14 protein-coding genes are annotated in these 12,843 nt (G+C 47.9%); 11 read left to right on the top strand and 3 right to left on the bottom strand.

All coding sequences use genetic code 11. From position 1 onward, the window contains the following. The first annotated feature begins 55 nt into the window (after positions 1-55). The 6 genes from LPA26_RS06280 to LPA26_RS06305 all read left to right on the top strand — a co-directional run bounded on the left by LPA26_RS06280 (position 56) and on the right by LPA26_RS06305 (position 5,228). Positions 56-541: an ankyrin repeat domain-containing protein gene (locus LPA26_RS06280; protein ID WP_055827301.1), complete on the top strand. Its 486-nt coding sequence runs from the start codon at positions 56-58 to the stop codon at positions 539-541. 197 nt (positions 542-738) lie between these two features. After that, positions 739-1,116, top strand: a complete 378-nt coding sequence (locus LPA26_RS06285; protein ID WP_229007711.1) for a c-type cytochrome — start codon at positions 739-741, stop codon at positions 1,114-1,116. Positions 1,117-1,121: 5 nt separating this feature from the next. Continuing rightward, the gene (locus LPA26_RS06290; protein ID WP_370634330.1) at positions 1,122-2,411 is read left to right on the top strand and encodes an FCSD flavin-binding domain-containing protein; all 1,290 of its coding nucleotides are present in this window, start codon (positions 1,122-1,124) and stop codon (positions 2,409-2,411) included. Positions 2,412-2,440: 29 nt separating this feature from the next. Next, entirely contained in the window at positions 2,441-3,682 is a 1,242-nt protein-coding gene (locus LPA26_RS06295) for a sorbosone dehydrogenase family protein (protein ID WP_229007713.1), read from the top strand. A gap of 80 nt (positions 3,683-3,762) precedes the next feature. After that, positions 3,763-4,344, top strand: a complete 582-nt coding sequence (locus tag LPA26_RS06300) for a hypothetical protein (RefSeq protein WP_229007714.1) — start codon at positions 3,763-3,765, stop codon at positions 4,342-4,344. A gap of 8 nt (positions 4,345-4,352) precedes the next feature. Then, positions 4,353-5,228: an SMP-30/gluconolactonase/LRE family protein gene (locus LPA26_RS06305; protein ID WP_229007715.1), complete on the top strand. Its 876-nt coding sequence runs from the start codon at positions 4,353-4,355 to the stop codon at positions 5,226-5,228. A 124-nt stretch (positions 5,229-5,352) separates the two neighbouring features. Here the strand turns inward: LPA26_RS06305 and LPA26_RS06310 are convergent, their stop codons facing one another. Further along, positions 5,353-5,538 (bottom strand): hypothetical protein, encoded by a 186-nt coding sequence (locus LPA26_RS06310; protein ID WP_055826208.1) that lies wholly within the window; start codon positions 5,536-5,538, stop codon positions 5,353-5,355. A 175-nt stretch (positions 5,539-5,713) separates the two neighbouring features. On the opposite strand from LPA26_RS06310, the gene LPA26_RS06315 reads away from it, so the two are divergent. From LPA26_RS06315 to LPA26_RS06330, 4 genes are all read left to right on the top strand, one after another. Further along, positions 5,714-6,391 carry a response regulator transcription factor gene (locus LPA26_RS06315; protein WP_055826210.1) on the top strand — a complete coding sequence of 226 codons (678 nt, stop codon included), beginning with the start codon at positions 5,714-5,716 and terminating at the stop codon, positions 6,389-6,391. After that, complete coding sequence (locus LPA26_RS06320; RefSeq protein ID WP_229007716.1) at positions 6,388-7,833, top strand: sensor histidine kinase; 1,446 nt, start codon at positions 6,388-6,390, stop codon at positions 7,831-7,833. Before LPA26_RS06315 ends, LPA26_RS06320 begins: the two co-directional genes overlap by 4 nt. Beyond that, positions 7,784-8,590, top strand: a complete 807-nt coding sequence (locus LPA26_RS06325) for a ferritin-like domain-containing protein (protein ID WP_370634331.1) — start codon at positions 7,784-7,786, stop codon at positions 8,588-8,590. The genes LPA26_RS06320 and LPA26_RS06325 overlap by 50 nt, the downstream gene beginning before the upstream one ends. 284 nt (positions 8,591-8,874) lie before the next feature. Further along, the gene (locus LPA26_RS06330; protein ID WP_229007718.1) at positions 8,875-9,618 is read left to right on the top strand and encodes an EAL domain-containing protein; all 744 of its coding nucleotides are present in this window, start codon (positions 8,875-8,877) and stop codon (positions 9,616-9,618) included. Between the two features lie 29 nt (positions 9,619-9,647). Here the strand turns inward: LPA26_RS06330 and chrA are convergent, their stop codons facing one another. Beyond that, a complete protein-coding gene (gene chrA / locus LPA26_RS06335; protein WP_229007719.1) occupies positions 9,648-10,994 on the bottom strand; it encodes a chromate efflux transporter in 1,347 nt (448 codons plus the stop codon). Positions 10,995-11,058: 64 nt separating this feature from the next. Further along, a complete protein-coding gene (gene serB / locus LPA26_RS06340) occupies positions 11,059-11,898 on the bottom strand; it encodes a phosphoserine phosphatase SerB (RefSeq protein WP_229007720.1) in 840 nt (279 codons plus the stop codon). Between the two features lie 163 nt (positions 11,899-12,061). Between serB and LPA26_RS06345 the strand changes: the two genes are divergently transcribed. After that, on the top strand, positions 12,062-12,832 hold the full coding sequence (locus LPA26_RS06345) for a hypothetical protein (protein ID WP_055826221.1): 771 nt from the start codon (positions 12,062-12,064) through the stop codon (positions 12,830-12,832). Positions 12,833-12,843: the final 11 nt, after the last annotated feature.

The following is a 12,843-nucleotide window of genomic DNA, read 5'->3' on the forward strand; positions in this document are numbered from 1 at the left end:
CAATAAAGCAAAGTTGTTAATTTTAAAAAATGAAAATCAGGTGTTTGGAGAAATTATGAAATCGATTAAATGTTTACTGGCCTTACTCGCCTTGTCCTTTTCACTGCAGGCTTTTGCGCTGTCAGATGAAGAATATATGGAGTTTACTGAAGCGCTTACCGGCGGCAATGTTAAAGTCGTCAAGAAATACGTAGAAACTGACCCAAGCCTGGTTAACCAGAAGTTTTTCGCTTGGGAACCCTTGCAAATGGCGGCTTCTAAAGGTCGGATGGACGTAGTGAAATACCTGATTTCAAAAGGTGCTGACAAAGATTACGTTCACCCGGCCAGCAACAATACGGCTTTTCATATGGCTGCCTTTATTGGCGACGAAAAATTAATGAGATATCTGGCCGCACAAGGGGCTGATGTGAATAAAAAACTGAAAGGTGATGTTTCATTGATTCGTTACTTCAGGGAAGAGCATAACGAAAAAATGGTTGCGTTACTCACAGAGCTCGGCACTAAAGATGACGGCTGTAAGGAAGAAAAATGCTTTTAATGTCTGGTAGATACCATCATTAAAAACAAAAAACGGTCATGTCTTGCATGGCCGTTTTTTTTGCATTCGGCCTTTGCAATTCAGCTATGTAATTTTTAGTTAGGTAATTCTGTAATGTAACCAGAGTCACGCACACCACCGCGATGACTTAGAATAATATAAAACAAGAATAACTAAACCAGACTCCTGGGGGAATGATGAAGAAATTGCACCTGAGTATTGCACTGGCTTGTTGCGGGATGTGGATGATGCCACTGTCCCTTTATGCTCAAGACAATGATGCACAAGAAAATATTTCTCATGCGATAACGACACTCGCCGCCTCTTGTGCCGCTTGCCATGGCCCTCAAGGAAATAGTTTGGGTGGTACGCCTACCTTGGCGGCGTTAAATAAAGACTATTTTATCCAACGCATGCAGGGTTTCAAAAAAGGCTCAATTTCATCTACCGTGATGCATCATCATGCCAAGGGCTTGAAGGATGAAGAAATCACCGCATTGGCAAATTACTTTGCTCTCCAGCAAAGACACACGCCCACAGTTGCACCACATCAGTCTTTTCAGGGGGCACAATAATGCGTATGAACAAACACCTCCCCTCAACTCTTGAAACGTCATCCCGCAGACAATTTGTTCGCTCAGTTATTTATGGAGGCCTGGCTTTTTATGGCATGCCTGCGTTTGCGCGTGCCAGTAAACCACCTCTTGGGCATGTAGTGATCGTAGGTGCCGGTTTTGCCGGGCTGACAGCCGCCAAATATCTTCGCGAATGGAGTCTGGGCAATATCAAGGTGACTATTGTTGAACCGAATCCACAGTTTATTTCCTGCCCGCAAAGTAACCTGGTATTAGGCGGCAGCCGCACGCTGGATGATTTAAGTTTTTCTTACGCGCTGGCACGCAAGCAGCATAACCTGCAATGGATTAAAGATTCGGTCACCGCGGTAGATATCGCAAACAAACAGGTGACCCTGTCACGCGGGAGTTTACGTTATGACCGCCTGGTACTGGCTCCAGGTGTAGATTTTGATTACAGCCGAATCCCTGGCATGCCTGCGCCGGTTGCTGATATTCCACATGCCTGGAAAGCGGGCAAACAAACATTGCAATTACGCCAGCAGCTGGAAAGCATGCCGGATGGCGGCGTATTCGTGATGACCATTCCGGCAGGCCCTTACCGTTGCCCGCCCGGGCCTTATGAGCGTGCCTGCCAGGTCGCGCATTATTTCAAACAATACAAGCCAGGTAGCAAGGTCATTATCCTGGATGCCAATGCCGATATCACTTCTAAAAAAGGCCTGTTTTTGCAGAGCTTTCAAGGCGCCTATCAGGGCATCATTGAATACCACAATAACAGCGGCATTTTGCAATTAGACACCGCCAGTAAAACCATCAAGACAGACTTTGAGACAGTGAAAGCGGATGTACTGAATGTGATTCCACCGCAACTGGCAGGCAAAGTGGCTCAAACTGCTGGGCTGGCCAATGTTGATCAGCGCTGGTGCGAAGTAGACTTTACAACCTATGCTTCAAATGTAAATTCGGATGTACATATCATTGGTGACAGTATTTCGGCGGGTTTGCCAAAATCTGCGCACATGGCGACTTCGCAAGCCAAAATCTGCGCTGCCGCCATTGTTGATATTCAGTCAGGCATCCCGCCGAATCCGCTGCCGGTATTTGCCAACACCTGCTACAGCTTTGTCGACGACAAACAGGCAATGCACGTGGCAAACGTCTACCGTTATGATCCTGCCAAAAAATCCATGGTGTCCGCTGAAGGCGGTGGTGTGTCTACAAAAGCCACGGACCAGGAAGGTGACTATGCCCAAGCCTGGGCGCAAAACATCTGGGCGGATACATTGACATAATGACTGTTCACTTGAATTCTGACGCTGCAATGAAATTATCAAAACGTCTGTTAACAGGCTTATTCGGCGTATGCAGTGTCGTCGCTGTAGTTTTCATTCAAACTATTGCTTTAGCGCAAACTGAAGTCCCGGCTCAAAAGCAAACCGCAGCCCCAGCTTCGCTGAAACAAGACCCAAAAGTGCAAACAGCGCTGTCCAGATTAAGAATTGCAGACGGTCTGAAAATCGAACTTTTCAGTGATGTAAGTCAATGGGGATCGCCACGCATGCTGGCCCTGGACAAACAGGGTCGCTTGCTGGTGAGCCTGACAGATCAAGGTCGCGTCATTCGATTGAATCAGCAGGGAGAGGTTGAGGTCATTGCCCAGGGATTGGATGCGCCGCATGGCATAACGCTCCTGGGTGAAGATTTGTTGATTGCCGAGCAGACAGGAGTAGTGAAACTGGTCAAACAAGGTGATCGCTGGGGATCACCCCAACCTTTTATCCGCAACCTGCCTGGCGGCGGACACAGTTCAAAAACGGTAAAAGTATCTCCCGATGGTTTTATCTATATCAATGTCGGTTCCAGCTGCAATGTATGCATTGAAGAGAATGCCATGCGTGCTACGTTGCTGAGATTCACTGCGGATGGTCGCCCGGCGGGTGCTTTGCAAACGGTTGGCCGGCATGCGCAAGGCGCCATCTGGGCCACAGGGCTGCGCAACACGCAAGGGTTTGCCTGGCACCCAGAAACCGGCGACCTGTTTGCCACCAATAACGGTGCTGATAACCGCAGTGGTGTTAAAAATGGTCCCGCAAATGATGACTTGCCTCCGGAGCACTTTAACCAGATTATACCCGCCAAAAATTACGGCTGGCCTTATTGCTGGGCAGACATCAAAAATCAGGGGCACATGTTTCAAGACCCAAACTTTACCGGCGAAGCCGATATATGCAAGCAAACACAAGCACCAGCCATCACCCTGCCGGCACATAGCACCCCCATAGGATTAACATTCTTGCAACGGAGCCGTTTGCCGGAAAACATGCAACAGGATGCGATTGTCGCCTTGCATGGTTCATGGAATCGCCGACAGCCAAGTGGATATGCTTTGTTCCGTATAAAATTCAGGAACCATCAACCGGTCGCCACCGTCCCATTCATTGAAGGCTGGTTGCAAGGCAACCAGTCGTGGGGAAGACCAGTAGATGTGATTGTTGGCGCTGATGGCTGGCTTTATGTCAGTGATGATCAAACTGGCTGGATTTATCGCGTACGTAATGACTAAGTCCAGTTGCAATCCTTATGTGTGATCCCCATTTGGGGTAGTGAATCAGCCATTTAATGCTGATATAACAGGAGCAAGGCATGAAGCAAATTTTAATGACTGTGGGCTTGATCTGTGCAAGCTGGATCGGCGTCGCTAACGCTGCAACTACGCCGGCATTAGTCATTCAGGTACCGGATACTTTTTACCAGCATCCGGTACGTTTATTACACCCTTATGCCAATTACTGGCATAACCGTGGAGAGTCGGCTGATAAAGTAAGTGCATCTGCTTTTCAGTCCCAGCATTACACCACCTCAAGTTGCACAGCAGATGCGAATGGCCAGGCGTTGATTGTTATTGAGCCGAATATGTTTTATAACCCGCAAATGGGCGTATTTCATAGCCAGATCACTGCACGCGTATATACCAAAGCAAGCGCAGACAGCGCCCTGGGTAAACCGCTATTGACAGCCAAAGGCGAAGGCCAGTCACGAGGCTGGATAACTTACAATGTTGAAAACTTTGCCCAGAAATCTTACCAACAGGCATTCGACCAGGTGATTCAGCAGTTACAGAAAGATCCTGTGTTCAAACAATCAGTTGAGCAAGCGTCTGTACAGAATTTTGAAGCTTTATGCGATAGTATCAACACTATTACCCAACCAAAATTATTCTTTTAGGAGCAATCATGTTGTCTGGCTATCGTCACCGCGTTATCTCAAGTTTATTCGCAGCAGCGTTTTTTTCTTTAAGCAGCTATAGCCATGCACACGGGCTGGATCCGGTTAACGGATTGTTTACCCCTGAATCGGTCATTCAGGCAGCAGATGGCAAACTGTATGTATCCGAAATTAACGAGTTTGGTAAAGATGGCGATGGCCAGATACGCGTCATTGATCACGGAAAATCCAGCGTGCTGGTTCAAGGCCTGGATGATCCCAAAGGATTGACCATCATCGGCACTGACCTGTTTGTGGCCGATAAAAGCAGAGTCTGGCGCGTGCAACTCAACCAAACCCCGGCTAAGGCCGAGGTGTATATCGCTGCTACTGAGTTCCCTCAAGTGCCGCAATTTTTGAATGACTTGGCTGCAGATGCAAACGGCAATCTGTATGTCAGCGACAGTGGCGACATTATGGGCACCGGCAAAGGCGGTGCAGTTTATAAAATTACGCCGCAACGCAAACTCAGCCTGGTGATTGATGGCAAAGCAGATCCGCGCGTACTGGCGCCTAACGGCTTACTGGCAGATGCCAAAGGCGAACACCTGTTAATCGTTGATTTTACCTCCGGTATTCTTTACAACTATGATCTGGCAGCCCGTAAGTTACAGGAAATTGCCAGTGGATTTGGCGGCGCTGATGGCATCGTTCGTCAGGCAAACGGTACGGTTTATGTGAGTGACTGGAAAAACGGCAAGGTTTACCGTGTCGATAACAACAAGGCCGTGCTGCTCAAAGATGGTTATCAGTCTGCCGCAGATATTGCGCTCAGCCAGGATGATCATCATCTGCTGGTACCGGATATGAAAGCAGGCGCGCTGGATGTCATCCGTCTGAAGTAACTGAACGAGATCGACAGACAAAAAAAACCACGCTTGCGCGTGGTTAAGTGAGAGGATACACACGAAACCGCTAATTGTCTCAGCTATACCGCAGGGAATACAGCTAGCTTTGGCAACATCACAGTTACTTGCTTTGCGCAGTTTTTTTGTCAACCTCCTTTCGGGGGTTAACCACTGGCTGCGCACCAGCGTGTTTGGCAGACCTGAGATGCTTGTTCATCTCGACTTGTTCTTGAGGAGTCGGGTTGGTTCTCGCAGTACAGGCAATCGAAATCAACAAGCCTAGCATTACGATAGAACGCTTCCTCATCATCGCTCCTTACATATGTTCCAATGGCGCTTTTTAAATTTTTTCATCGCACGTGATATGCATTCCGTGTCTTCACCATTGCACAATACGCCCCTCCCCTTACAGCCAACTTACAAACCAAAAAGACAGATAATTTGGAGTACACTGCACTCGTTCATATTGATTGGCAGACATAATGCGCTTATTAATTGTTGAAGATGATTTGGTCATTGCAAACGGGCTGGTGCGCGTACTGACGCAGGCAGAATATGCAGTGGACCATGTGGCAGATGGCAAACAGGCCATACGTGCCATTCAGGATGGTGTTTATGACCTGGTGATTTTAGACCTGGGATTGCCGACGATGGACGGCACGCAGGTATTGTCACACTTACGACAGCAGGCAAACCCGGTAGCGGTGTTGATACTTACAGCGCGAGAGGATGTCGCCACGCGCGTACAGGCGCTGGACCTGGGCGCTGATGACTTCCTTACCAAACCTTTCCACCTTGAAGAACTCGAGGCGCGCGTGCGGGCGCTCATACGCCGCAGTAAACTCGGTAATAACTTACCGTTGCAATGCGGCAATCTGAAGCTGGATGTTCCTAACAAATTGGCTAGCATTAACGAGCAGGCAATTACCTTGTCAGCCCGTGAACTGCATCTGCTGGAAACCCTGATGATGCGCATGGGTAAGATTATCGCTAAAGAACAGATTATGGAATCGCTGTGTAACTGGGACGAGTCCCTCGGTGATAATGCGATTGAAGTGTATATCCACCGCCTGCGCAAAAAGATCGAACCAAGTGGTGCACGCATCCGCACCGTTCGTGGCTTGGGTTACATGCTGGAAGCTGAACATATCAACCCATGATGGCACCACCCCGCTCGCTCAAAAACCAGTTACGTTTATGGTTGCTGCTCACCATGTTGTTTGTGCTGGGCATTTCTGCGGCTATCTCTTACTCGCGTGCATTGCATTATGCAACGCAGGCTTATGACCAGGCGTTGCTGCGTACGGTGCTGGCACTTTCCGACGAAGTGATCGTCGATGAGCATAACCAGGTCAAAATCGAATTGCCGGAAATCGCCAGCCATTTACTCAGCTACAACGAAGGCGATCATATTTACATCCGCATTACCGCCCCCGAAGGCAAGCTGGTATTTGGTGAAGCCCACCTGCCGTTACCCACACACCCGGTGATAGGCAATCAGGAGATATATTACAACAGCACCTACAAGGGCGAGCCTATTCGTGTGGTGACTTTCGCGTTACCGGTCAGCACCGAGCCGAATGCAGGGAATATCCTGATTAGCATGGCGGAAACCACCGCCAAACGGGACGCGATGGTGGCAGAGATGGTGGAGGAAATGTTGCTGCCGCAAGTACTGATGATGATACTGGCCGCCATCGTGATCGAGCTAGGTATTTTTTTCGCACTCAAACCGATGCAAGATTTAAAAAACGCTTTGCATGAACGTTCTTACCGCGATTTAAGTGCACTGGATACTGACTCCACGCCACACGAGCTTCAGCCTTTGGTACAAGCCATGAACGCCTTGCTGGAACGGGTCAAATCCGGACTACAACAACAGCAGCAATTTATTGCGGATGCCTCACATCAATTACGCACTCCCATTGCCGGCTTGCAAACGCAGGCTGAGCTGGCTCTGCGCAGTGAGCCGCCAGAGTCAGTGAAAGAACCGCTTAATTTCATATTGCGCAGTACTACGCGGCTATCGCACCTGATACAGCGGCTATTGAGTATGGCCAGAACAGATGCGGCAACCACTCAATTGAAATTCCAGGCAGTATCGCTGACCAGCATTATTTACGAAGAATGCGCGCGCTGGATAGGCCCGGCAACTGACAAAGGGCTTGAGCTCGAAGTGTTGATTGAAACCCAGCATGATCATGTCTGGGGCGATGCCTTGATGTTGTCCGAGATGCTTAACAACCTATTGGAAAACGCTATTCTGTATACGCCTGAACAAGGAATGATCAAAATCAGGCTATGGCAAACCGCTAGCGATGTGTTTTTGCAGGTAACAGATAACGGGGTGGGCATTCCCCCAGAACAGGCTGCTCGCATATTCGAGCGCTTTTACCGGCTAAACCCCAATCAGGGCAACGGTTGTGGTCTTGGCTTGGCGATTGTGGCCGAAGTAGCCGAGCATCATAACGCCACGATTAATGTCAGCCCTGGATTGGAGCATCCGGTGACACGCGACACCGGTAGCCAATTCACGGTAAAATTCGGCTGGTATGATGTCCTGCCTCAGAACACTCGCCCTGCAAATACTCACGCTCAGTGACCCGCAACTAAAATGCACAAGAATGCATTTGCTGTGGGATGACTTGAATACAGGTAAATTGCACCTAAATACCTCGCTTAAATTAGATAGTGCTGCGCCTATTCCAGGCCGGCCTGAGCGCCCAGCATTAGTCCCACCCAGGGAGCTTAAACGCCGCGCCATGAATACGGTTGAAGGACGTGCTGCCCTGATTCATGCACTCGCGCATATCGAATTCAATGCTATCAATCTTGCCTTAGATGCCGTCTGGCGGTTTGCAGACATGCCAGCAGAGTATTACAGAGACTGGTTGCAAGTGGCGAAAGAAGAGGCCTATCACTTCACCTTACTGCGGAAACACCTGCAAGATCTTGGGTTTGATTACGGTGATTTTGATGGTCACAACAGCTTGTGGGAAATGGTCGAAAAAACACAATCCGATGTGCTGGCCCGCATGGCATTGGTGCCGCGAACCCTGGAAGCACGTGGCCTGGATGCAAGCCCGCCGTTAAAACAAAAGCTGGCACAAGCCGGTGACCATGCGGCAGCGGCTATCCTCAATATTATTCTGCGTGATGAAATAGGCCATGTCGCCATTGGTAATCGCTGGTTCCACTTTTTGTGTGATCAACGTGGTCTTGACTCAATCGCAACGTTTGAAGAACTGTGTGCTCAATTTCAGGCACCAAAATTAAAACCGCCATTTAATATGCAAGCACGCAAACAGGCCGGATTTACCGATCAGGAATTAGCCTATTTAAACGGGGAATTTGTTTAAAAACTGGTATCCCCCTTTATTTATTTTGCCACCTGGCAACTATCTTAATATCTACAATTACACGGTCATTTGCAAACGCTAGTCTCAACAAAGTACCGTTTTCGGTAATATTTATATCCAAAACATACCTTTCTCTAAAACTATAAAGCTTAAATTGACGTAAGAACTATCTTTTATTTAAACAATCGCAATATGAGTGAAATCATTAAAATAGGCTTCTATTTAGCCTGCACAAGATTTCAGGTCTGTTTTAGTTACTTATAATGCAAAAGGAACCAATTGAAATGAATTGCGGCAAGTGTAATCCACAAGATCTGGGAATTGATTTCTCAATGGCTTTTCAGCCGATTGTGGCATTTCACGAAAAGAACGTGTGGGGTTACGAATCGCTGGTGCGTGGCCTCAACAATGAACCCGCTTCTTTCATCCTTGATCAGGTAAATGGATCAAAAGTACACAGCTTCGACCAGATCATCAGGTCACGATCCATCAGGCTCGCCAATAAACTCCAGTTTGATCAGATACTCTCTATCAACTTTTTGCCTAACGCAGTCTACAACCCTGAAAACTGTATTCAGGCGACCTTAAATGTGTGTGACGAATTGGGTTTTGATAAAAAACGTATTATGTTTGAAGTGACAGAAGCAGAAAAAATTACTGACCACGCACATTTGAAGAATATTTTTACTGAATACAAGAAACACCAGTTTCTGACAGCGATTGATGATTTTGGCGCAGGTTACTCAGGTCTCAACCTGTTAGCGGAGTGGCAACCGGACATTATCAAGCTGGATATGAATCTGATTCGCGATATTGATAAAAACAAAACCAAACAATTGATTGTGAAAAGTATTTTGGATGTATGTCATGGCCTGAATATCACCGTGATTTCAGAAGGTATAGAAACGGTCGGTGAATTGTCAGTCATGGTGGATTTTGGCGTCAATCTATACCAGGGCTATTATTTCGCCCGACCACTTTTCGAGAACTTGCCTGCGATTCCTGAGGAATGTTTTAATCTCGGTTGATAGGGCACACTTTGGACTGTTGACTCACATTAAATCAACCATTGCGCCACCGCACCCACCAACCCGCTCACTAAAATTACAATCGCTACATTTACGCGATATTTGAGCACCGCAATCAGCGCCACTAAGCTGAGCACAATTGAAAACCAATCGATACTGTTTGCCATACCCTGCGGCCAGAAGATATGCCATGCAAAAAATAAAGCCAGATTAAAAATAACGCCCACCACGGCGGCAGTCACGCCGCTCAAAGGTGCGGTAAACTTGAGGTTACCATGCGTGGTTTCAATCAAAGGTCCGCCTAGGAAAATAAAAAACAGGCTAGGTAAAAAAGTAAAAAAAGTCACAATGGTTGCCGCCACAATGCCTGATAAACCGGCATGTCCCGCACCCAGTATTTCGTTGTTCCAGCCACTGACATAAGCAACAAATGTCACGACCATAATCAGTGGGCCGGGCGTCGTTTCACCGAGTGCCAGTGCATCCATCATCTGGCCTGCCGTTAACCACTGGTAGTGCTCAACAGCCCCTTGATAAACATAAGGCAATACCGCATAAGCGCCACCAAACGTGAGCAGCGCTGCCTTGGTAAAAAACCAGCCCATCTGCGTAAAAGCGCCTTGCCAGCCATATAGACCAACCAGTATCAGCATCACTGTTACCCACAGAAAAATAGCACATAAGATCACGTGCCGGAAACGTTGCCAGCTGAATATAGCATGTAGCGGCGTTGGAGTAGCGTCATCAATCAATGCTGGATAATGGGCTTGATGGGTTACAGCATGCCCGCTTACCTGTTGGAAATAATGAGGAAAGTAATAACCACCGGCCACACCAGCCAGGGCGGCAAACAATACAATCAGCGGAAACGGCAGCTTAAAGAAAAAAATACCGATAAATGCCAGGATGGCAATGCTCCACAGCAATGGATTTTTGAGGGTTTTGCTACCTATGCGGTAAGCAGCAAATAAAACAATGGCGATCACCGCCGGTTTGATACCATGAAAAATACCTGCCACGGTGGGGATTGAGCCATAAGCCATATACACCCATGCTAAAGCGACTAGCATAAAAAATGATGGCAGAAAGAAAAGGATACCGGCAATCAGGCCACCTGCCGTACGGTGCATCAGCCAGCCGATATAAGTCGCCAGTTGCTGCGCTTCAGGGCCAGGCAATAGCATGCAGTAATTCAATGCATGTAAAAAGCGGCTTTCTGATATCCAGCGTTTCTGTTCAACCAGGTCATGGTGCATCAGTGCAATCTGCCCGGCTGGGCCGCCGAAGCTGATACATCCCAACTTAAACCAGTAGAGGCTGGCTTCTGTTAACGAGACCGCCTGTGGCGGAGAATCTGTTTCTGTGGACACGCTCATGACGCCTTCTCAACAGGGTTATGCTACCAACATACACGTCCGATATGACAATTACCGATGTGGACTACATCGTTAACAGGTTTGCCACACCATCCAGGCCGACAATATTTAATGCATACTTGGCCTGTTGCTGTACCACAGGCTTGGCATGATAGGCCACCCCAACTTCAGACACTGACATCATTTTCAGATCATTGGCCCCATCACCAATCGCAATTGTCTGTTGGGCGGTTAAGCCAAGCTGGTCACGCAGTTTGACCAGCTCGTCGGCTTTGCGCTGGGCATCGACAATATCGCCCAGCACTTGACCAGTCAGTTTGCCATCAACGATTTCGAGAGCGTTGGAAACGGCGTAATCCAGCCCTAGCGTTTGTTGCACATAATGCGCAAACACAGTAAAGCCACCCGATACCACCATGGTTTTAATGCCGTGCTGTTTACAGGTATCTATCCACTGCGGAACGCCTGGATTAAAACGTAATCGTTCATCTATTACTTGTTGCAGTGCTGTTTCCGGCAAACCTTTGAGGAGTGCAACACGCTTGCGCAAACTGGCGGAGAAATCGAGTTCACCACGCATGGCTGCTTCGGTGATCTCGGCCACTTGCGGTTTGATATTCATCATGTCTGCAATTTCATCTATGCATTCGATCGAAATCAGGGTGGAATCCATATCCATGACGCACAGACCAAATTTTGACAGACGATGCGCGTCTTCAACTAATGCACAATCAATTTGCTGGCTGGCACAAAATGCTTTCACCTCCACATAATCGCCTTCGGCAACCGGCAGGTAATATGCATGCTGAGCGACTTGTGCAAACTGGTTATAGCCACCAACCAGGCCATGGATGTGCGTGAGATGCGCCATGCTGATGGCAGGCCCTTGAACCACTAAACGCATGATGAAATCAACTCGAATTTAAAGGCTGAATTATACCAGTGGAAGCCACAATGCCTGATTTTGTATTGTTCAGGCATATTTCTGTTTTAGGATTCGCCCCGCCGATGGTATGCTTGCCAAAAAATTTGAAACTTAGTATTCAACATCTCACCTGGGGAAAGTAATGAAACAAGCGTCTCAAACATTACCGTGGCTTAACCTGCCTAACCTGCCATTGCCGCTCAAAGCTTTGTTCGTAGGCTATTTGCTGGTGGTTGGCGTGGGCTTGTGTATGGCCGGTTTGCAAATCATGCTCACACACGGCATGGCTGACGGTAAATTTGGTTTATCTGTAAACGACATTGTATACAGCTATTACGGTGACCGTAGCGGCACTAAGCTGGCAAGCAAACTGAATGGTTCAATGTCAGACAAAGCGCCGCTGGAAGTGCGTCAGGACATTATCAAGTGGGCGCAGCAAGGCGCACCACAAGACCAGTGGGAATCACACTATAAACAGATTTTTGCCCAGCACTGTGTCATGTGCCACAGCAATATTCCCGGCATTCCTGACTTTACCAAATATGAAGAAGTCAAAGCGCGCGCTGAAGTGAATGAAGGTGCGACTATTAGTGGCTTGACCCGCGTGTCGCATATCCACTTGTTTGGTATCAGCTTTATCTTCTTTTTCATTGGCCTTATTTTCAGCTTCGCTGTCAATGTGCCAAAAACCGCCAAAGTGATTGCTATCGGCTTTCCTTTCGCCTTTTTGATTGCCGATGTGATGTCATGGTGGCTGACCAAATGGTCGCCGCATTTCGCTTGGTTAACCATTATCGGCGGCATGGGCTATAGCCTGGCTTCCAGCTATATGTGGATTATCAGCATGTACCAGATGCTGATACTCTCGCGCAATGGAAAAGTTTACGGCAATGCCTGGGCTGAAGACCTCTAAGCAATAAGTTC

This window comes from Methylophilus sp. Leaf408 (assembly GCF_916856905.1).
Taxonomy (GTDB): Bacteria; Pseudomonadota; Gammaproteobacteria; order Burkholderiales; family Methylophilaceae; genus Methylophilus.